18 protein-coding genes and 4 tRNA genes are annotated in these 19,695 nt (G+C 52.5%); 4 read left to right on the top strand and 18 right to left on the bottom strand.

The window, feature by feature from the left end; genetic code table 11:
• The gene (locus tag IE092_RS15165; RefSeq protein ID WP_189358042.1) at window positions 1–540 is read left to right on the top strand and encodes a phosphoribosyltransferase; all 540 of its coding nucleotides are present in this window, start codon (window positions 1–3) and stop codon (window positions 538–540) included.
• Between the two features lie 448 nt (window positions 541–988).
• Here the strand turns inward: IE092_RS15165 and IE092_RS15160 are convergent.
• From IE092_RS15160 to IE092_RS15145, 4 genes are all read right to left on the bottom strand, one after another.
• Window positions 989–1,073 (bottom strand) — tRNA-Leu (locus IE092_RS15160).
• 196 nt (window positions 1,074–1,269) lie between these two features.
• Window positions 1,270–1,354: transfer RNA gene (locus tag IE092_RS15155), tRNA-Leu, on the bottom strand.
• Between the two features lie 187 nt (window positions 1,355–1,541).
• Window positions 1,542–1,626, bottom strand: a tRNA-Leu gene (locus tag IE092_RS15150).
• A 195-nt stretch (window positions 1,627–1,821) separates the two neighbouring features.
• Window positions 1,822–1,906: transfer RNA gene (locus tag IE092_RS15145), tRNA-Leu, on the bottom strand.
• Between the two features lie 290 nt (window positions 1,907–2,196).
• Between IE092_RS15145 and rnr the strand changes: the two genes are divergently transcribed.
• The 3 genes from rnr to cysE all read left to right on the top strand — a co-directional run bounded on the left by rnr (window position 2,197) and on the right by cysE (window position 6,282).
• Window positions 2,197–4,668, top strand: a complete 2,472-nt coding sequence (gene rnr, locus IE092_RS15140; RefSeq protein WP_189358041.1) for a ribonuclease R — start codon at window positions 2,197–2,199, stop codon at window positions 4,666–4,668.
• 53 nt (window positions 4,669–4,721) lie between these two features.
• Window positions 4,722–5,453, top strand: coding sequence for a 23S rRNA (guanosine(2251)-2'-O)-methyltransferase RlmB (gene rlmB, locus IE092_RS15135; RefSeq protein WP_189358040.1), 732 nt, complete (start codon window positions 4,722–4,724; stop codon window positions 5,451–5,453).
• 82 nt (window positions 5,454–5,535) lie between these two features.
• Window positions 5,536–6,282 carry a serine O-acetyltransferase gene (cysE, locus tag IE092_RS15130; RefSeq protein ID WP_189358114.1) on the top strand — a complete coding sequence of 249 codons (747 nt, stop codon included), beginning with the start codon at window positions 5,536–5,538 and terminating at the stop codon, window positions 6,280–6,282.
• A 239-nt stretch (window positions 6,283–6,521) separates the two neighbouring features.
• Here cysE and IE092_RS15125 read toward each other — a convergent pair whose 3' ends face one another.
• The 14 genes from IE092_RS15125 to fliF form a co-directional block, all read right to left on the bottom strand.
• Window positions 6,522–8,060, bottom strand: a complete 1,539-nt coding sequence (locus IE092_RS15125; RefSeq protein WP_189358039.1) for an NAD(P)H-hydrate dehydratase — start codon at window positions 8,058–8,060, stop codon at window positions 6,522–6,524.
• Window positions 8,061–8,070: 10 nt separating this feature from the next.
• Window positions 8,071–8,883 (bottom strand): flagellar biosynthetic protein FliR, encoded by an 813-nt coding sequence (gene fliR, locus IE092_RS15120; RefSeq protein WP_189358038.1) that lies wholly within the window; start codon window positions 8,881–8,883, stop codon window positions 8,071–8,073.
• Window positions 8,884–8,890: 7 nt separating this feature from the next.
• Window positions 8,891–9,160 (bottom strand): flagellar biosynthesis protein FliQ, encoded by a 270-nt coding sequence (gene fliQ / locus IE092_RS15115; RefSeq protein WP_189358037.1) that lies wholly within the window; start codon window positions 9,158–9,160, stop codon window positions 8,891–8,893.
• A gap of 8 nt (window positions 9,161–9,168) precedes the next feature.
• The gene (fliP, locus tag IE092_RS15110) at window positions 9,169–9,873 is read right to left on the bottom strand and encodes a flagellar type III secretion system pore protein FliP (RefSeq protein WP_229793210.1); all 705 of its coding nucleotides are present in this window, start codon (window positions 9,871–9,873) and stop codon (window positions 9,169–9,171) included.
• A gap of 56 nt (window positions 9,874–9,929) precedes the next feature.
• A complete protein-coding gene (fliO, locus tag IE092_RS15105; RefSeq protein WP_189358035.1) occupies window positions 9,930–10,367 on the bottom strand; it encodes a flagellar biosynthetic protein FliO in 438 nt (145 codons plus the stop codon).
• Entirely contained in the window at window positions 10,364–10,801 is a 438-nt protein-coding gene (fliN, locus tag IE092_RS15100) for a flagellar motor switch protein FliN (RefSeq protein WP_189358034.1), read from the bottom strand. The genes fliO and fliN overlap by 4 nt, the downstream gene beginning before the upstream one ends.
• On the bottom strand, window positions 10,794–11,795 hold the full coding sequence (gene fliM / locus IE092_RS15095; protein ID WP_189358033.1) for a flagellar motor switch protein FliM: 1,002 nt from the start codon (window positions 11,793–11,795) through the stop codon (window positions 10,794–10,796). Before fliM ends, fliN begins: the two co-directional genes overlap by 8 nt.
• A 3-nt stretch (window positions 11,796–11,798) precedes the next feature.
• Window positions 11,799–12,308, bottom strand: a complete 510-nt coding sequence (gene fliL, locus IE092_RS15090) for a flagellar basal body-associated protein FliL (RefSeq protein WP_189358032.1) — start codon at window positions 12,306–12,308, stop codon at window positions 11,799–11,801.
• Between the two features lie 199 nt (window positions 12,309–12,507).
• Window positions 12,508–14,286, bottom strand: a complete 1,779-nt coding sequence (locus IE092_RS15085; protein ID WP_189358031.1) for a flagellar hook-length control protein FliK — start codon at window positions 14,284–14,286, stop codon at window positions 12,508–12,510.
• A 4-nt stretch (window positions 14,287–14,290) separates the two neighbouring features.
• Window positions 14,291–14,740: a flagellar export protein FliJ gene (gene fliJ / locus IE092_RS15080; RefSeq protein WP_189358030.1), complete on the bottom strand. Its 450-nt coding sequence runs from the start codon at window positions 14,738–14,740 to the stop codon at window positions 14,291–14,293.
• A gap of 33 nt (window positions 14,741–14,773) precedes the next feature.
• Window positions 14,774–16,207 carry a flagellar protein export ATPase FliI gene (gene fliI / locus IE092_RS15075; protein WP_373295339.1) on the bottom strand — a complete coding sequence of 478 codons (1,434 nt, stop codon included), beginning with the start codon at window positions 16,205–16,207 and terminating at the stop codon, window positions 14,774–14,776.
• Complete coding sequence (locus IE092_RS15070; RefSeq protein WP_189358028.1) at window positions 16,150–16,884, bottom strand: FliH/SctL family protein; 735 nt, start codon at window positions 16,882–16,884, stop codon at window positions 16,150–16,152. Before IE092_RS15070 ends, fliI begins: the two co-directional genes overlap by 58 nt.
• Window positions 16,877–17,872, bottom strand: coding sequence for a flagellar motor switch protein FliG (fliG, locus tag IE092_RS15065; RefSeq protein WP_189358027.1), 996 nt, complete (start codon window positions 17,870–17,872; stop codon window positions 16,877–16,879). The genes IE092_RS15070 and fliG overlap by 8 nt, the downstream gene beginning before the upstream one ends.
• The gene (fliF, locus tag IE092_RS15060) at window positions 17,865–19,613 is read right to left on the bottom strand and encodes a flagellar basal-body MS-ring/collar protein FliF (RefSeq protein ID WP_373295338.1); all 1,749 of its coding nucleotides are present in this window, start codon (window positions 19,611–19,613) and stop codon (window positions 17,865–17,867) included. Before fliF ends, fliG begins: the two co-directional genes overlap by 8 nt.
• Window positions 19,614–19,695 lie beyond the last annotated feature (82 nt).

Below are 19,695 nucleotides of genomic sequence, written 5' to 3'. Positions count from 1 at the left end.
ATGAGCTTACCAGACTCGACTGACAAGCATTTATGGGTATCCTGGGAGTCGTATAATCGCTCCATCGAGCAGCTTGCACTCAAAGTGCATGAGTCGGGCTGGCAGTTTGATCAGGTATTGTGCCTCGCGCGCGGCGGCTTGCGCCCGGGCGATGTGTTCTCCCGCATTTTTGACGTGCCACTGGCTATTTTGTCTACCAGCTCTTACCGCGCTGAAGCGGGTACCGTGCAGGGTGATTTGGATATCAGTAAGCACATCTCTATGAGCAAGGGTAGCCTGCAAGGTCGCATTCTGGTGGTCGACGATCTGGTGGATTCCGGTGTGACGCTGGAGCGCGTTCTGAAACATTTGCGCGAAAACTATCAGGGTGTTACGGAAGTGAAATCTGCGGTGATCTGGTACAAAGCCTGTTCAACCGTTGAGCCGGAATACTATCTGGACTACCTGCCAACCAATCCGTGGATTCATCAGCCGTTCGAAGAGTACGACAGTATTCGTCCGAATCAGCTGGCTGCCTGGATTAAAAAAGGTGAGCAATAATCTGACCTGTAACTGATCACCGGTTACACAAGGGTTCAAACGCCATTGCACTGATGTGCAATGGCGTTTTTTTATGTGCCTTCTTCTGTGTTGGGAGGAGTGGGGGAGAGGGCTAAGATAGGCTGAAAATGCCTTAAATGCGGAGTTCTGCATAGCGATCTGTCTGTCGTCGGCAGAAAGTCTGGCTCTCCGAAAGTAATGAATGCGGATTGCGGCATAGTCCTGAATGGATGGCGAGGTTCTGTGCGCGTGCGCTAGCTCTTTGTGTGGTAAATGGGTTGGGTAAGTATGTGTCTGGCGGAGGTTTGCAATTGGCTGGAATTTTTGGCTTAGCCTGATCTGCGATTCCGGTGGCGTGCAGCGTGTTCTGTGCTTGTGATGAGGCAACGACAACGTGGGGCGTAAAACGAAAAACCCGGTTAATTTGCATTAACCGGGTTTTGAATTTTGGTGCCCACGGAGGGACTCGAACCCCCACACCTCGCGGCACATGGACCTGAACCATGCGCGTCTACCAATTCCGCCACGTGGGCGACAGAAGACCGAGATTATAGGGGAGGATGAGGTAAAAAGCAAGATGCGCGAGGTGTGTGCGACTTTGCGGCGGTTAAATGCGCTTGCTGTGCCTGGGGCTGGTGTTCGGCTTGGCACAAAGCGGCAATTGCCGGGAAATATCCGACTCGGAAAGCGAAAAACCCGGTTAATTTGCATTAACCGGGTTTTGAATTTTGGTGCCCACGGAGGGACTCGAACCCCCACACCTCGCGGCACATGGACCTGAACCATGCGCGTCTACCAATTCCGCCACGTGGGCGACAGAAGACCGAGATTATAGGGGAGGATGGGGTAAAAAGCAAGATGCGCTAAGCCTGTGCGATTTTGTGCGGGTTTGCTGCGCTTGCGGCTGGTGTTCGGCTTGGCACAAAGCGGCAATTGCCGGGAAATATCCGGCTCGGAAAGCGAAAAACCCGGTTAATTTGCATTAACCGGGTTTTGAATTTTGGTGCCCACGGAGGGACTCGAACCCCCACACCTCGCGGCACATGGACCTGAACCATGCGCGTCTACCAATTCCGCCACGTGGGCGACAGAAGACCGAGATTATAGGGGAGGCTGGGGTAAAAAGCAAGATACGCTAAGTCTGTGCGATTTTGCGGCAGCTTATGCGCTTGCTGTGTTTGCGGCTGGTGTTCGGGTTGGTGTAAAACGGCAATTGTCGGGAAATATCTGGCTAAGAAAGCGAAAAACCCGGTTAATTTGCATTAACCGGGTTTTGAATTTTGGTGCCCACGGAGGGACTCGAACCCCCACACCTCGCGGCACATGGACCTGAACCATGCGCGTCTACCAATTCCGCCACGTGGGCGACAGAAGTCATACATAATAGCGGTTGAGATTCGTAAAAGCAAGTAAAAAGCGCGCAATGCTGCCGTGAGTGATAATTTTCCTTGCTAAATCAAGGTATTGGCGAACGATTGTGTTAGCACTTCAGGGCATGCTCCGTTAAACTAACGAAGTTTTATAAATTGCTCAGCCAGGAGATTTGTTCAGGCTGATGATCAGTCGCCATTGTTGCAACAGAAATGCAAACGCGAGTGCCGGATTTCCTGATGAAAACCGGATAAAACAACCTGATTAATTACAGAAAAGTATTCATTGAAAATATACGCATATCAAATACCAAGCCGTGAAGAGATTCTCGGCGTATTTCGCCAAACGCAGCAAGCATTGAGCCTTGCAGATCTGGGGCTTGCTCTGAACGTCAAACCCGAGGAGTTAGATGGCATGTCAAAACGACTAAGCGCGATGGAACGTGATGGCCAGGTACGACAAGACCGTCGTGGCCAGTTCAAACTGACTTCTCAGGATCACTTAATTTCTGGCCGGGTCAGCAGTCATCGCGAAGGCTACGGATTTTTGACGCCGGATGACGGCAGTGCCGATCTGTTCCTGCCGGAACGCGAAATGCAAAAGGTATTGCACGGCGACCGCGTGATGGCGCGCGTTGCAGGTGCGGATAAAAAAGGGCGTCTCGAAGGTTCTATCGTTGAAGTCACTGAGCGCGCCAATACCCACGTGGTTGGCCGTCTGCTGCAGGAAAACGGTGTGTGGCTGGTGGTGCCGGAAGATAAACGCTTTCAGCACGATATCCTGCTGGCAGAAACGCCGGCAAAAAATCTGGCCGGACAAATTGTCAGTGTCGAATTGCTGGAGCAGCCGAGCCGCTATGCGCAACCGGTTGGCAAAATTGCCGAAGTGCTGGGGGGTATTGATGATCCCGGTATGGAAATCGAAATTGCAGTGCGTAAATTCGGCGTGCCGCATGTGTTTTCCGATGCAGCACTGGATGCCGCCGCAAAACTGCCGGGCACCGTACAAAAGAAAGATTTAAAAGACCGCGTTGATCTGCGCGATATTCCGCTGGTAACGATCGACGGCGAAGATGCACGTGACTTTGACGATGCTGTCTATTGCGAACCGGTCAAACTGGGCCGTAACAAGGCTTACCGTTTGCTGGTGGCGATTGCCGATGTCAGCCATTATGTGAAGCCGGGGCAACCGCTGGATCGTGATGCTTTGCTGCGCAGTACTTCGGTGTACTTCCCGCGCCGCGTGATTCCTATGCTGCCGGAAAAACTGTCGAACGGCTTGTGCTCGCTGAATCCGGATGTGGAACGCTTAACGCTGGTCTGCGACATGGTGATCACCAAAGACGGTGAAATGCACGGATATCAGTTCTATCCAGCGGTGATTCACTCTGCAGCACGTCTGACATACACCGAAGTTGCGGCGATTCTGGGGAACACCAAAGGCCCTGAAGCGGCTAAACGTTCAGCGATTGTGCCGCACTTGCAGCACTTGTATGAAGTATTCCAGGTCTTGCTGAAATCGCGTCAGGCACGCGGTGCGATTGACTTTGATACGACTGAAACCTACATCGTTTGCAACAGCGGTGGCAAGATCGAGAAGATTATTCCGCGCGTTCGCAACGATGCGCATCGTCTGATTGAAGAATGCATGCTGGCGGCGAACGTTTGCGCTGCCGATTTGCTGCAAACCTACAAGCATCTTGGTGTGTATCGCGTTCACTCCGGCCCGACTAAAGAAAAACTGACCACTCTGCGCAATTATCTGCGTCAGGTTGGTTTGTCGCTGCCGGGTGGTGACAGTCCAAAGGCTTCGGATTATGCTGAGCTGCGTAACAAAATCAAAGGCCGTCCGGACGAGCAATTGCTGCAAACCATGTTGCTGCGTTCTATGCAGCAGGCAATGTACAGCCCGGATAATCTGGGTCACTTTGGTCTGGCGTACGAGGCATACACCCACTTCACATCGCCGATCCGCCGTTATCCGGATTTGCTGACGCACCGCGCCATCAAAGCGATTATCGCCGGTGAAACCTATAAGCCGACCGGGATTGATCTGAGTCTGCTGAATACCGCGGTGCCGGTTGCCAAGAATTCGCGCAATGCCAAAGCGCCGGTGAAGCCGGAGAAAAAGCCGAAAAAAGGCCCGCCGGATGATCTGGAAATGTGGGAGTTGCTGGGTCTGCATTGCTCTTCGAATGAGCGTCGTGCCGATGAAGCATCGCGTGATGTCGAAAACTGGCTGAAGTGCTATTACATGCGCAATCGCCTTGGTGAAGAATTTCAGGGCACGATTACCGGTGTTACTCAGTTCGGTATTTTTGTGCAGCTCGATGAAATCTTTGTCGAAGGCATGGTGCATATCACTGAGCTGGGTGCAGATTACTTCCAGTTCGATGAAGCCCGCCACGAATTACGCGGCGAACGCACAGGTAAGCGTTATCAGTTGATGGATAAAGTGCAGATCCAGATCAGCCGTGTCGATCTGGATTCGCGCCGTATTGATCTGGCACTGGCCGGTGCCAGCGCAGCGGCCGTCGGTCGTCGCGGCGAACGCCGTCCTGAAAAGAAACGTACGGATGAAGATGAAGGCTGGTTTGTTCCGAACAAACAAAAAGCCCAGACGCCGAAAAAAGCTGCAGTCGCAGCGCCGGCAGAAAAGTCCCGCCCTGCCAAGGGCAAAGCACCGGCTTCACCGGTCAGTAAGAAAAAAGCAGTGGCACGTTCATCCTCTGCGAAAAGTGGCCGCAAACGCCGCTGATCCTCTTTGCGCGGTGGCATGGATGCCACCGCCAGTCTTAAGAAAGTATTGTCATGAAAAGTAAATTTACCTTCGGCTTTCACGCCGTTACTTCCCGTATTCGTTTTGAAGCGTCGTCTGTGGATGAGTTGTACATTGATGCCGAGCGCCACGACCGCCGCATGAGCGATTTGCTGCAGGTGGCAAAAGCCGCTGGTGTGCGCGTGATTCATGCTGACGATCAGCGTTTGTCTGCCATGGTGGGTACCCGTCGCCATCAGGGCGTTGTGATCAAAGCTGCGCCGGTATCGCTGGCACGCACGCTGGATGAATTGCTGGATGCAGTAGAAGGTCCGCCATTGCTGCTGGTACTGGATGGTATTACCGATCCGCACAATCTGGGTGCCTGCCTGCGTGTTGCAGACGGCGCCGGTGCACACGCGGTGATCGCACCGAAAGACCGTGCTGTCGGCCTGAACGCAACCGCCGCCAAAGTCGCCAGCGGTGCAGCAGAAACTATGCCTTACATCACCGTCACTAATCTGGCACGTACACTGCGCGAATTGAAAGAGCGCGATATCTATGTCATCGGTACATCCGATGACGCAGAAAAAACTATCTATCAGGCGGATATGAAAATCGGTACTGCGCTGGTGATGGGTTCGGAAGGCGAAGGTATGCGCCGCCTGACGCGCGAAACCTGCGATTATCTGGTCAACATTCCGATGATGGGATCGGTAGAAAGCCTGAACGTTTCCGTCGCTTCCGGCGTTTGCCTTTACGAGGCACGTCGCCAGCGTCTGTAAGCGCCTGCCGTGCATTCCGGCAGCAAAAACCGGAATGCATTACTATTGTCGTTTTCCGAATATCGAATTCCCTCTGTTTATGTTGTTCAGCCAATTGCGCGAAGATATCGCCAGTATCATCCAACGTGACCCCGCCGCCCGTAACGCCTGGGATGTGATCACGTGTTACCCCGGCTTTCAGGCCATCCTGATGCACCGCTGGGCAAACTGGTGCTGGAAACGCGGCTTAAAATGGCTGGCACGTTTCATCTCGCATGTGGCGCGTGTGCTGACCGGTATCGAAATCCATCCGGGCGCCACCATCGGCCGCCGCGTATTTATCGATCACGGTTTCGGTGTGGTGATTGGTGAAACAGCGGAAGTCGGCGATGACTGCACGATTTATCAGGGCGTTACGCTCGGCGGCACGTCGCTGACACGCGGTGCAAAGCGCCACCCGACGCTGGAATCCGGCGTGATTGTCGGTGCCGGTGCCAAAGTGCTGGGCGGCTTTACAGTCGGGCAGGGCGCGAAAATCGGCTCGAATTCCGTCGTGTTAAAACCCGTGCCTGCAGGCTGTACCGCCGTCGGTAATCCGGCGCATATCATCCGCAAAGAAACCGCCTCCGCAGACTCCGGCAGCGCCCAATTGTTTGCAGCTTATGGCGTCACCCAAAGCATTGATGATCCGGTCGCTAAAGTGTTGCATAAACTGATCGACCACGCGGTTTCTCAGCAAGAGCAAATCGAAAAACTGACAGCGCTGATTGAACAGGCCGGTATCCGCTGCGAAGAAATGCCCGCCTGCGAAAAGCTGAATATTGATCAGATCAACAGTCTGGTGGATTAAGCGCCGGTCAGCTGAACCAGTTAGCATCAAAAAATGAACGCCGTTTTCCTTGGGGAGAACGGCGTTTTTTTGTTTTTGTGGCGGATGTCTGGGCTTTTGCTGTACCTCCCCCAGAAAACCCCTAAAAACACCCCAAATGCGGATTCCGGCACACCGATCCGGCGGTCGTCGGCAGAAAGTCTGGCTCTTGCAAATGATCAGATGACGATCGCTGCACAATGACGGTTGCGCTGACGGGCTTACAGCTGGCCCAGTGCGATGTGCTGGTTCAGGGCGCGGCGGATGGCGGGGATCAGTTCGCTGGCAGTCAGGCCGACCGGGCCGGTGCCGTTCAGGCATAAGTCATCCGCGGCGGTGCCGTGCAGCCAGCAGGCGAGGCAGGCTGCATCCCACGCAGTTAAGCCTTGCGCCAGCAATGCGCCGCACAGGCCTGCTAATACGTCGCCGGTGCCGCCGGTGGCCAGCGCAGGATTGCCGCTGGTGTTGATGCGGTACTGGGCATTCCCCGGCTGGCACAGTACGCTGCCTGCCCCTTTGAGAATAATCACGGATTGATAGCGGTGCGCCAGTTCGCTGGCGGCGGCGATGCGGTCTGCCTGTACTTCAGCGACTGTCCAGTTCAGCAGTCGTGCAGCTTCCAGCGGGTGCGGGGTCAGGATTTTTTCAGCGGTATGCTGTTGCAGCGCCGATTGCAGCGGCGTTTGCTGTGCTAGCAGATTCAGCGCATCAGCGTCCAGAACCATGGTGTGGTTTGCGGCAATCAGGCGTGCCAGTTCAGTTGCCGCGCTGTCAGACTGGCCCAGTCCGGGTCCGGCGACGATGATTTCTTTTTGCAAAACGTGCTGTTGCAGCGGGCGGCACATCAGTTCGGGGTGCAGATAGTCTGTTGCAATCGCTTCCAGCATGCCTGCATACACGCGTCCGGCTCCGCTGAACAGGGCAGTGCGGGCGGCCAGCAGCACGGCGCCGCTCATACCGGCAGCGCCACCGGCAATCAGTACATCACCGAAACTGCCTTTGTGGCTGTTACCAGCCCGTTTGGGCATCGCAGGCAGGGTATTTGCGCAGTTCAGCACACCGGTTTCCCGGACGTCGGCAGAAACACTGGCTTCCAGAAAATCGATGATGACGTGTCCTGCATAGTCTTTGGCATCGGCGGTGTGCAGGCCGGGCTTGTTGCCGAGAAAGCTCAGCGTGTGGCTGGCACGTATGGCAATGCCTTGTGTACCGCCAACCACGGCACCGGTGTCGGCGCTGAGCCCGCTCGGTATATCCAGCGCTATCACCGGAATTCTTTGCAATTCGCTGGCGCGGTTGACGGCGCGGATCAGATCTGCGGCAAGGCCGCTGACCGGGCGACTCAGACCGATGCCGAACAGGCCGTCGATGATCAGCTGATATGGAAAATAGCCATGTACGGCGGTTAGTTGCTCTGCCTGTATGCGGCGCGCGCTGCTGTGGCTGCAGCGTTGCCAGCTGGCCTGACTGTCGGCAGATAAGGCACCGGACAGCAAGGCGCAAATATCGACGCTGTAACCGGCACTGGCCAGCATGGCGGCCAGCAGCGCGGCGTCGCCGCCGTTGTCTCCCGGTCCGGCCAGTATCAGCACGGCGCCGGGTTCCGGCATCAGCGTTGTGACCAGACGCATTGCTGCGGCGGCAGCACGTTCCATCAGGCTGACCGGTGCTTGCTGGTTATCGCTGGCTTGCTCCATTGCCCGTATCGCAGAAACCGGATAAAGGCGCAAATGGGCAGCCGGAATCAAAGGGTAGGGCATAGGTGCTCCGTCAGGGTTTGGGTGGTGGTGGCGGCTGATTGGCGATGCGCGGGTTGCCGCCGTCGCTCATATGGCTGAGGCCGCTGCCGATCAGTTGCTGGATCGGCGTGGTCAGATACGGCATCAGCAGCGTCAGCACTAAAAAGCCGACGCTGATGGTAATCGGAAAGCCGATACCGAAAATATTCAGCTGCGGTGCGGCGCGCGTCAGAATACCAAGTGCGATATTGGTGATCAGCAGGGCAGCGACGATAGGCAAAGACAGCTTCACACCAGCGATGAAAATCTGCTCTCCCCAGACTGCAAGCCGGTAAAACGCGAAGCCTTGCCTCACATCGGTGGTGACCGGGATTTTCTGGAAACTTTCAACAATGGCGGTAATGATCGCCAGATGCCCGTCTGCCACAACGAACAGCAGAGTACTGGTCAGTACCAGAAACTGCGCAATCGCCGATGAGCGGCCGTGGGTTTGTGGGTCGAAAAAGGTGGCAAACCCCAGACCCATCGTCATACCGGCAATCTCGCCCGCCATTTCAATGCCGGCGAATACGACACGCATCACAAAGCCCATGGCTAGGCCAATCACCAGTTGCTGCGCAGTGATGACCATGCCTGACAGCGAAACCGGATCAACCTCTGGCATTTTGGGTAGCATGGGGCTGACGACCATCGCAACAGAAACACCCAGCATCAGCTTGATGCGCATAGGGATGGTGCTGTTGCCGAAAGGCGGCGCAATCGCCAGTACACCGAGGATGCGGGTCAGCGGCCATAAAAAGCCGGTGACCAGTTCGATCAGTGTCTGGCTGGAAATGCTGATCATACCGGGATCAGCCCGCCATCGTGGCGATGCCGGTGATCATTTGCCGCATGTAATCGAGCATGATGGTCAGCATCCACGGGCCGGCAATAATCAGCGTAATAAAGATGGCGACCAGTTTCGGAATGAACGACAGCGTGGTTTCATTAATCTGCGTTGCCGCCTGAAAAATACTGATAATCAGACCAACCGCCAGCGCCACCAGCAGCAGCGGCGCCGACACCATCAGCATGACTTCCATGGCCTGGCGTCCCATATTCATGACGGTATCAGGAGTCATGTCATTCCTCAGTAAAAGCTTTGCGCCAGCGAGCCGATTAACAACTGCCAGCCATCCACCAGAACAAACAGCATCAGTTTGAACGGTAAAGAAACAATGGAGGGCGACACCATCATCATACCCATCGACATCAGGACACTGGCGACCACCATATCAATAATCAGAAACGGGATAAAAATCGCAAAACTGATCTGAAACGCGGTTTTCAGTTCACTGGTCACGAAGGCCGGTACCAGAATACGCAACGGCACTTGTTCAGGGCCTTGCAATGCCGGTGTGCCGGACAGTTTGACGTACAGCGCCAGATCGCTCTGACGGGTTTGCCGCATCATGAATTCTTTCAACGGCATTGCGCCTTTTTCCATGGCCTCGGTCATGGTGATTTTGTTTTCCGAGAACGGCTGATAGGCATCAGTATAGATTTTGTCGAACACCGGCCCCATCACAAAAAATGTCAGAAACAATGCCAGACCAACCAGAACCTGATTCGGTGGCGCTGACTGTGTACCAAGCGCCTGACGCAGCAGCGACAGCACGATGATGATGCGGGTAAATCCGGTCATCATCAGTACCGCTGCCGGAATAAAACTCAGTGAAGTCAGAAACAGCAGGGTCTGAATACTGAGCGAGTAATTTTGTCCGCCGCCACCGGCAGGCGTGGAAGTGATCGCCGGCAGTGCCTGGGCGAATGCCGCTTCCGGCAATGCCAGCATTGCAGCAATTACCGCAAAACCTGCAATACCCGTTGCGCAGGATTTCAGGACAGATTTCATTTGCTGCTCCTTGTATCCTGTTGCTCTGCGCGTTTGGCGATTCTGGACTGTAACCAGCTCTGAAACGCGGTGCCGTTTGACGGTGTTCCGTTTTGCAGCAAGTGTTCCTGGCGTGGCAAGGATTCCAGACGTGAAATCTGCGTTGGCGTGACGCCGAGAACCAGCCACTGATCACCGATTTCAACGACCATGATTTTTTCGCGCTGACCAAGATGCAGGCCGCCGATCACCTTCATGCCCAGTTGCTGCTGACCCTGCAGCGGGGAAACGCGTTTCATCACCCATGCCAGTGCCAGCATCAGGGCAATCACGAATAACAGCGCGAGCATGATTTGCAGAAAACCGGTTGCCGGTGTGCTGACTGCTTCAGCAGCAAAAACGGACTGGCAGGTGAGGGCCAGTCCGCTGAAAGTAAGTATTGAAGGTAATTTCATCGGTTGAGTTTACGTATCCGTTCAGCCGGTGTAATGATATCCGTCAGGCGGATACCGAATTTGTCATTCACAACCACGACCTCACCCTGCGCAATCAGACAGCCATTGACGAGCACATCCATCGGTTCACCCGCCAGACCGTCAAGCTCTACCACCGACCCTTGTGCCAGTTGCAGCAGATTTTTAATCGCGATTTTGGTGCGGCCCAGTTCAACGGTCAGCTGAACCGGAATATCCATAATGAAGTCGATATCGTTCTGCGTTTCTGCATGAACCGACTTCGCGCTGAAGTCCTGAAACAGTGCCGCAGTCGGCTCTGCTTTCGGGGCAGATGATGGTGCAGATGCGGCAGCAGCAGCGGCTTCGGCACGCTCCTGTTCCGCAATGGCGGCGCTCCAATCATCATCCGAGATTGTATCTCCGCTTTCATCCATGATTCTCTCCTTGTATAACTTCCTGTACGCTGGAACTCAGTAATTTATCGACTTTCAGCGCATATTGTCCGTTTGAGACGCCGTACTGGCATTCGATTACCGGCGTACCGTCGACTTTTGCGGTAATGATTTCCGGCACATGCACGGGAATGATGTCGCCGACTTTCATGTTCAGCAAATCGCCGAGTGTGACCCGTGCGGTTCCGAAGTCGGCAATCATCTCTACTTCTGCAATCTGAATCTGCTGCGTCATCAGACGCACCCAGCGTTTATCCACTTCCAGCGTTTCACCCTGCAGACTACTAGTCAGCAAATCGCGAATGGGTTCAATCATGGAGTAGGGCATGCAGATATGCATTTCACCGCTTACCGGGCCTAATTCGATGGTAAATGTAGTTGAAACAACGACTTCGTTTGGTGTTGCAATATTTGCAAACTGGGTATTCATTTCTGAACGAATATATTCAAACTCTACCGGATATACCGGTTCCCAGGATTTGGAATAAGTTTCAAACAGAATTTCCAGAATACGATGAATAATCCGCTGTTCTGTCTGTGTAAAATCACGGCCCTCAACACGGGTGTGAAAGCGGCCATCGCCGCCAAACAGATTATCGACCAGCAAAAATACCAGCCCCGGGTCCATGACGATCAGGGCTGTGCCGCGCAGCGGCTTCATGTGAACCAGATTCAGATTGGTCGGAACGACCAGGTTACGGATAAATTCGCTGTATTTGGAAACGCGTACGGTGCCTACGGAAACTTCAGCACTGCGACGTAAAAAATTGAATAAACCAATGCGCACCAGACGGGCAAAACGCTCGTTGATGATTTCCAGCGTTGGCATACGGCCACGGACAATCCTCTCCTGTGTGGCAAGGTTATACGGACGAACGCCGGAGTTATCCTCCTGAGACATTGCGTCATCGGTATCACCGGTAACACCTTTCAGAAGGGCATCGACTTCTTCCTGCGAGAGAAAATTGTCAGACATGGCTTATTGAACTACAAAAGAGGTGAAATACACACCGGTGACTTTCTGGTGATCACCTTTCGGTACAAACGGATCAGAAACTTTTTCAATAATTTCTTCTACCAGCTTATCTTTACCTTCCTGCGATAAAACTTCGTCAGCCTGCTTACTGGACAGCAAAAGAATAATGCGGCTCTTTACCTGCGGCATATTATTTTTAATTGCCGCGGCAGTTTCGTCACCTTCTACTTCCAGGCTCATGGTGAGTTGCAGATATTTATCACCGTCCGTAGATTGCAGATTGACCGTAAACGGATCGAGATTGACGAATACCTTCGGTTTCGCGACTTCTTCTTTGTGCTCAGCTTCTTTTTTGCCGCCTTTTTTCATCAGGAAAAAAGCTGCACCACCACCGCCCGCACCCAGCACCACCAGCGCTGCCGCAATGATGATGATTAGTTTCTTTTTCGATTTTCCCGCGCCGGCAGGTGCTTCTTCAGCGCCTTTCGCAGCTTTGGCAGGTGCCTTTGCCATGATCTTCCTTTCTTAGCTCATCAGAGACTGTTCAGATAGTGTAGTAGATTGTCGGATCTTACAGACCGCAGAAAACAGCAGGAAACCGGTGCTTATTCCTGTTTTACCTTAATTGCCACCGGTGTTTACTGTCATTATCCGCTATTATTCCTTGTCTCTTATTCTACCCGTACCACCTCCTGCTTTTCCAGCTGATCTGTTACACAAACATGTCAACGCCGCCTTGGCGCTGGTTTTGCGCACGCTGTACGGCGATGTCGGGTGTACCGCCGTTGCTTTCGCTATTCACTGACGCGGAACCATTTTGGCGCGTGGTGCCGGTGAACTGCGCTTGCTGTTGAGGCTCTCGTTGCCCGTCACTGAATGCAGTTTGCACATTTACCTGATTCAACTGGTAACCAGCCTGACTCATCATTTCCTGTAAGCGTGGCACAGATGCTTCCAGCGCCTGTTGTACTTGCGCTGAGCCGGTCACGAAAGTTGTGCTTAACTGATCGCTTTGCAAGTCCAGTACGACCTTCAGCGGTCCAAGCTCCGGAGGATTCAGTTCCAGTTCAGCAGTTTTCATTTGTTCTGCGCTCATGCGCAGCATGTGCTGACCGATTGCAGTATTCCAGCCATCGTTACCGACTTTCACCGGAATACGGTTGGGCTGCGTAATTTGCTGGCTGGCAGTTTGGAAAGTCTCAGACGTACGTATTGCGTCCCCAAAACTACGGATTGTATTTGCTGCGGATTCAGTCGTCGCATCGCCGGATCGTGAATTAACCTCGGTTTTCGGTATTCTGAACTCATCGAGCATCGTACGGAACTTGTTTTCCAGCGGCGTTGGTGCTGCTTCAGCTTTCACAGCCGCCTGTGCTTCAGTGCCGTCAGTTTTTTCCGTATCGGACCGGCGTTTCAGTGCGATATCAGCAGATTGCGCTGTGCTTCGGTCAGCGGCTTTTTTCTGCGCAGAAGCTTCGGTTCCGGATGCATTAGTGAATGCCCGCACAACTTCAGCTTGCAAATTACTGTTTGTTTGTGTCGGAATGTTTGTAATTGCTGTCGGGGCAGCTTGTTCTGCCAGTTTATTTTGTTGCTGGTTCAGTTCCGGTAACGTAAAGCTGCTTTGTGCCTGTGTAGGTTGAACAGAGGCTTGTCCTGAAATGCTTTGTACCTGAACACTACTGCTATTCAGAGGGCTGCCCTGGCTTGTTGTTTCAGTATCATCATTACGCTGTGAACGATGTCGGTCAACTGTGTTGTCCAGACGGTTACGCGCATCTGATTTCGGGTCTGCAGTAACCTGCGTACCGGGATCTGTGCCAAAGCTGACAGCCGGATCGGCAGATTGCTTCAATGGATCCGCGGTCACCTGAACTCCCGGGTCTGAGCCAATGTTCATCTCTGAATGAGAGGTCGGTGGTAAAGGATCTGCAGTTACCGCAGTTCCCGGATCAATATTGTTTTTTGTTTCGTCTCCGGACGGTGGCTTAACCGGGTCGGCGTGCATCCACTGCAACGCCAGTAACATTGTACTGACGTCGCCGGACGCAGTAGCTTCGTCGTCATTCTTTTTCCTGACAGGCAAGCTTGTGTCAGTGGTGTCAGCCATAATTTTTCCGGTACCGATGTTGTCACTATTTTCAGTATTCGGTTTCAGCGGATTAATCTGTACATTTTTGTCGCGAAGTTTGCCAGCAGGAGCGCTAATGTCATCCTGATTGCTGCGGTAATTCAGGTTTTGCGTCGCGACAATATCCTTTTTAGCATCAAAGTTCGCCGACTTAGAATCTGACGATTGCGTTTTGAGTGAGGAAATTGTTTTATCGTCGTTTCCGACCGCATCAATGGTTGATTTTTGTGATTTGGTATTTGCCAATGCTCTGGCAAACTGCTGTCCGAATCCCTGGTTTAATTCACTCTTTTGAGCGGATTTGCTTTTGAGGGCATTTGTGCCGTCAATCATATTTGCTACTGTCAGGATCGGTGTCATGATGCTAACCGTTTCTTAATTTGTTGAGATAAGACCTGGATGCAAAGTCATCAGTCTGTTTTTGGTCTCGCTTGGCTTCTTTCTGTTGCTGCGCGGTGTCTGCACGGTTTTTCAGGGTCTGGTAAGACAGTCGTCGCTTTTCAATTGCCTGCCAGTTGCTTTTCGCAAGCTCAACGCGTCGCTCTGCATCTCTGACCACCATCTGCTGTCCGTTGACTGCTTCATCCAGTTTCGCAATAAAAGCATTAAAATTCGAAAATTGTGAAATCGTTAACCCATCGGCAGCCATGTTTTGCAGTTTTGCTTCATAATCACTGCGGTACTGCAGTAACAGATTCAGTTTGCTGATGGTATCTTCATGGGCACTGATTGCTTTACCCAGCACCTTTGCTGCCTCATCAGCATCTTTTTCCGCCAGCTCAATCAGCGTCGCAATTGCAGATTGTTGTGCCATCGTTTTTTCAGTCTAGCCTGGTTTCTGCTGTTTCTATCCTTCGAACAGAGCCTGAAGTTCCCCCAAGCTCTGCGTTATGCCGGATCGCTCATGAATGCCTTGTTGCAGGAAAGCGGTAATTCTCGGATAAAGCCGTATCGCCTCGTCAACCTGCGGATCTGATCCCGGTACATAGGCACCCACGCTGATCAGGTCGCGGCTGCGTTCATAGCGCGAATACAATTGCTTGAGCTTGCGTGAAAGTTGCTGATGATCGGGTGTGGTAATGCTGTGCATTGCCCGGCTGATCGATTGTTCAATATCAATTGCCGGATAGTGACCACTTTCAGCAAGGCGTCTGTTGAGAACAAAGTGACCGTCAAGAATCGCACGTGCAGAGTCTGCAATCGGATCCTGCTGATCATCGCCCTCGGTCAGGACAGTGTAAAAAGCAGTAATTGATCCACCACCTTCTTTTCCGTTACCAGCACGTTCAACCAGAACCGGCAATTTTGCAAAAACGGAAGGTGGATAGCCTTTCGTTGCAGGTGGTTCACCGATAGCCAGTGCAATTTCCCTCTGTGCCATGGCATAGCGGGTCAGCGAATCCATAATCAGCAGAACGTTCAATCCCTGATCACGGAAAAATTCCGCAATTGTTGTCGCATACGCCGCACCCTGAAGTCGCAGCAGTGGCGGGGCATCGGCAGGTGCAGCAACAACGGCGGATCTCGCAAGTCCTTCTTCGCCAAGAATCTGCTCGATAAACTCTTTAACCTCGCGTCCCCGTTCGCCGATGAGTCCGACAACAATCACATCTGCTTCAGTGTAACGGGCCATCATGCCCAGCAATACGCTCTTACCAACACCGGAACCGGCGAACAGGCCAAGACGCTGACCACGACCGACGGTCAGCATGGCATTAATTGCACGTACGCCGACATCCAGTGTGTCTTTGATTGGGGCGCGCTCCAGTGGGTTATAAATGCGTGCACCCAATGGTGCGCTGACTGACTGATCGAGCGGTCCGTGCTGATCAAGCGGTCTTCCGTTACCGTCAACAACGCGCCCCAGTAATTGAAAACCGACAGGTAGTTTTCGTGTACGGTCAATTTGTTTTGCACCGGATCCACCGGATTTCGTGACCGGTTGCTCAGGAAAGACCGGTGCACCGGGTGTAACCCCACCCAGATCTGAATGCGGCATCAGGAATAATTTGTCGCCGTCAAAACCGACGACCTCTGCATCAATCGACTGATCTGCGGCAAGATGTACGCTGCAAGCACTTCCAACGGGCAGGCGCAAGCCGACGGCTTCCATTACCAGTCCTGTGACTTTGGTAACCCGTCCTGCAATCGTGGCACCTTCAACCTCGTCGAGTTGCCGCCTTGTCGACTGTATCAGATTGCTCCAGCGTTCATTGACAGTATTCATGGTGCGCCTGCAGCATTCATACTGTGGTGAATAGCAGCCTGTACCTGCTGCCATCGGGTTTCTATGCTGGCGTCAATCACATTACTGGGAGTTTCAATGACGCATCCGCCTCTGCTCAGGTTAGGGTCTGCAACCACGCGCCATCCGAGTTGCTGAATACCATGCAGCAATGCTTCGCTGACTTGTGTCGCATCATCAGGATTTACCTGAATTTCGATATTTTTTTGTGTGACCGGAATTTGCGCGACTGCATCCCTCACCACCGGAAGAATAGATTCCGGATTCAGCTGAAGACTGGTTTTCAGAATCATTTCTGCGATATCCAGACTGAGTGCAAGAATGTCTTTTTCTGCCTGCAAAGTAAATGCACTGAACTGTTGCGACATATTTTCAGCAAGTGCCTGTAGGGCTTGCTGTTCCGCTGCAATGGTTTCCTGCAATTCTTTATATCCCGCGTCACGGCCTTCGATCAGGCCTTGCTCATAAGCGCTGCGATATGCATCTTCGTATGCTGCCTGACGTGCTTGTTCGCGAATTGCATTCAGCTCTTCTTCTGTGACAGCAGGCGGCGCAGGTTCGGGTTCCGGCTCCGCAAACTGCTGGGCTGGCTCACTGGTGATCGAGGACAGCACTTCCGACTGCGTTGCTGTTGATATTGCAGGTTGACCGAAGCCGGTGAATTCCCATTTGCGGAAAACACCCGGCGATGGGTCTCGGATAATATTAGACATAAGCGTCATCGCCTTTTGAACCCAGCATGATCTGACCCTCATCCGCGAGGCGGCGTACAACAATCAGAATCTGTTTCTGCTGCGTTTCAACTTCAGAAAGTCTGACAGGGCCTTTAGACTCGAGGTCTTCTCGCATCATTTCCGCTGCACGGGCAGACATATTGCGGAAAATCTTTTCACGCATTTCCTGGCTTGCACCTTTCAGTGCAACGATCAGAGAATCAGACTGAACTTCGCGCAGCAATAGCTGAATGCCTTTGTCATCGATATCCATGATGTTGTCGAAGACAAACATTTCATCCATGATCTTCTCAGCCATGTCATTGTCGTACTTGCGCAGATTGTCCATAACGGAAGCTTCATTTTCTCCGCTCATAAAGTTCAGAATTTCCGCAGCAGCGCGCACGCCACCAATCGATTTTTTCTTCAGACTTTCATTGCCTGTTAACAGTTTTGTTAAGACGTCGTTCAGTTCCCGCAAAGCGGTCGGCTGAATGCCGTCCAGTGTTGCGATCCGCAATACAACATCATTCCTGAGACGCTCAGAGAAATGATTCAGGATTTCACAAGCCTGATCACTTTCAAGGTGAACGAGAATAGTGGCGATAATTTGCGGATGTTCATTCTTGATCAGGTCAGCAACAGACTGTGCATCCATCCATTTCAGACTTTCAATGCCGCTGGCATCCTTACCACCGAGAATCCTGTTCAGCAGCGATGAAGCCTTGTCGTCACCCAGTGCTTTTGTCAGAACATTGCGAATATAGTCATCTGAGTCAAGGCCGACAGATGAACTCATATCGGCCTCAGACTTGAATTCTTCGAGGACTTTCGCAATTTTTTCATGCGGGATCGGACCAATCGTTGCCATGGTGGCACCGATTTTTTGAACTTCACGCGGGCCAAGAAACTTCATGACTTCCGCAGCGCCATCCTCGCCTAAAGCCAGCATAAATGTTGCGGCTTTTTGTACGCCATCATCACTCATTGTTCACCCATTTCTTAATAACCTGCGCCACAATTTTCGGATCTTTCATCGCCAGTTCTCTGGCAAGTGCAAGGTTCTGCTCGTAAATCGATTGTGGTTTGTGGCCTTCTTGTGCATCCATGCCGTCACCGGATAATTCGACCACTGATCCGTCATCATCAATGTCGGCGCCATCTTCTTCAGCCGCCGCTTTGCGTTCTTCTTCCTCTGCCTTGGCTGCCGCTTCTGCTGCGAGTTTAGCCTCGGTTTCTGCTTTTGCCTTCGCTTCTTTTTCCGCCTTCTCTTTCGCAAGGTCTCGTCCCATCATTTTATAGAGGATAGGGCGCAGGTATCCAAAGAACAGGTAGGCAAAAGCGATTGCCATCAGCAGATATTTACCAAGCTCTTTTGCGATAGTCAGCATCTCCGGCTGTTTCCACAGCGGTGTATCCACCGTCTCTTTTTCATCCGGGATAAACAGGCTGTTCGCAACACTTATAGAGTCGCCACGGTCTTTGTTGTAACCCATTGCCTCTCTTGCCAGAGCGGTGATTTGTTCTTTTTCCTGATCTGTCAGAGGACGCGGAGTGCTTTTGCCGTTTTTGTCGACTTCATTTTTGTAATTGACGACAACAGCAACCGTCAGTCGTTTTACGCCACCCATCGCTTGCTGGGTATATCGCACTGTTTTATCGACTTCGTAATTCACAGTCGAATCTTTATGTACGACACCGTTCGCCGCCGCCCCCGAGGCTGTTGTAGCATTCCCGGTGACCAATGGCGCGGTCGCAGGGGCGGGTGGCTGATTGGTCAGCGCACCCGGTACACCGGACGGGCCATCGTTTTTGTTGTAAACCTCACTCGACTGCTGGCTGCGTATGGCAGATGCCTCAGGAGGTGAATTGGGGCGATAGCTTTCAGCGGCTTGTTCAGAGCGTGAGAAGTCAATATCTGCAGTTGCTTGTGCATGCACATTATTCGTACCGACTATCGGGGCAATAATCGATTCAACCCGCTTTACAATGCCTTCTTCATAGTCTTTGATGTATTTGAGTTGAGCCGGATCCAGTTTATTTTTTTCCTGATTCGCCGCAAGTCGTGCCGGGTCGGATAACAAATTTCCATTTTGGTCAACAATAGACACATTTGCGGTTGGCAGATCCGGGACACTGCTGGCAACCAAATGCACAATTGCACTGACTTGCGGAATATCGAGATTGCGGCCTGGATAAAGATTCAGCAATACAGATGCAGTTGGTTTTTGCTGATCTCGGATAAAGACGGATTGTTTCGGAATGGCAAGGTGAACCCGGGCTGTTTGTACGGATGCCAGCGCCTGAATTGAACGGGCAAGCTCGCCTTCAAGAGCGCGCTGGAAATTTACTTGCTCCAGAAACTGGGAAATGCCGAGTTTCTGATTTTCCATTAGTTCAAAACCAACATTGCCGCCTTTTGGTAAGCCTTGCGATGCCAGTTTAAGGCGAGCGTCATGCACTTGTGCTGCGGGCACAAGGATGGCGTTACCTGTTTCTGAGTATTTATACGGGACGTTCATTTGCTGTAACGAGGCGACAATTGCGCCTCCGTCACGGTCGTTGAAGTTCGAAAATAACACTTTGTAATCGGGCTGCTGGCTCCACAGCCAGATACCCGCCATCAGAGCAACAACCAGTGCTGCTCCTCCGGATAGCATTGCCATCCGGATACCTGGCGTCTGGCGAATCCCGAAAATTTTCGGCGTTTCGTCAGGAGTTTCTTGCATTTGCTCCGGAGAAATACTTGTATCAGCCGTTGCCATTATTCACCTCATTTACCGTGAGTATTGTCATTATTTTACGTGCTCG

Origin of the sequence: Cognatundibacterium squillarum (genome assembly GCF_014652435.1) — a bacterium.
Classification (GTDB): Bacteria; Pseudomonadota; Gammaproteobacteria; order Burkholderiales; family Burkholderiaceae_D; genus Undibacterium; species Undibacterium squillarum.
The sequence above is the reverse complement of the archived record's forward strand: the minus strand, read 5'-3'. Positions and strand labels throughout refer to the sequence as shown.

What these genes read in the sequence shown, in the direction of transcription:
- IE092_RS15165 (WP_189358042.1), top strand. Translation starts at nt 1, where the DNA reads ATGAGCTTACCAGACTCGACTGACAAGCATTTATGGGTATCCTGGGAG.
- rlmB (WP_189358040.1), top strand. Translation starts at nt 4,722, where the DNA reads ATGAAAAGTAAATTTACCTTCGGCTTTCACGCCGTTACTTCCCGTATT.
- IE092_RS15125 (WP_189358039.1), bottom strand. Translation starts at nt 8,060, where the DNA reads ATGCCCTACCCTTTGATTCCGGCTGCCCATTTGCGCCTTTATCCGGTT.
- fliR (WP_189358038.1), bottom strand. Translation starts at nt 8,883, where the DNA reads ATGATCAGCATTTCCAGCCAGACACTGATCGAACTGGTCACCGGCTTT.
- fliQ (WP_189358037.1), bottom strand. Translation starts at nt 9,160, where the DNA reads ATGACTCCTGATACCGTCATGAATATGGGACGCCAGGCCATGGAAGTC.
- fliP (WP_229793210.1), bottom strand. Translation starts at nt 9,873, where the DNA reads ATGCTGGCATTGCCGGAAGCGGCATTCGCCCAGGCACTGCCGGCGATC.
- fliO (WP_189358035.1), bottom strand. Translation starts at nt 10,367, where the DNA reads ATGAAATTACCTTCAATACTTACTTTCAGCGGACTGGCCCTCACCTGC.
- fliN (WP_189358034.1), bottom strand. Translation starts at nt 10,801, where the DNA reads ATGGATGAAAGCGGAGATACAATCTCGGATGATGATTGGAGCGCCGCC.
- fliM (WP_189358033.1), bottom strand. Translation starts at nt 11,795, where the DNA reads ATGTCTGACAATTTTCTCTCGCAGGAAGAAGTCGATGCCCTTCTGAAA.
- fliL (WP_189358032.1), bottom strand. Translation starts at nt 12,308, where the DNA reads ATGGCAAAGGCACCTGCCAAAGCTGCGAAAGGCGCTGAAGAAGCACCT.
- IE092_RS15085 (WP_189358031.1), bottom strand. Translation starts at nt 14,286, where the DNA reads ATGACACCGATCCTGACAGTAGCAAATATGATTGACGGCACAAATGCC.
- fliJ (WP_189358030.1), bottom strand. Translation starts at nt 14,740, where the DNA reads ATGGCACAACAATCTGCAATTGCGACGCTGATTGAGCTGGCGGAAAAA.
- fliI (WP_373295339.1), bottom strand. Translation starts at nt 16,207, where the DNA reads ATGGCAGCAGGTACAGGCTGCTATTCACCACAGTATGAATGCTGCAGG.
- IE092_RS15070 (WP_189358028.1), bottom strand. Translation starts at nt 16,884, where the DNA reads ATGTCTAATATTATCCGAGACCCATCGCCGGGTGTTTTCCGCAAATGG.
- fliG (WP_189358027.1), bottom strand. Translation starts at nt 17,872, where the DNA reads ATGAGTGATGATGGCGTACAAAAAGCCGCAACATTTATGCTGGCTTTA.
- fliF (WP_373295338.1), bottom strand. Translation starts at nt 19,613, where the DNA reads ATGCAAGAAACTCCTGACGAAACGCCGAAAATTTTCGGGATTCGCCAG.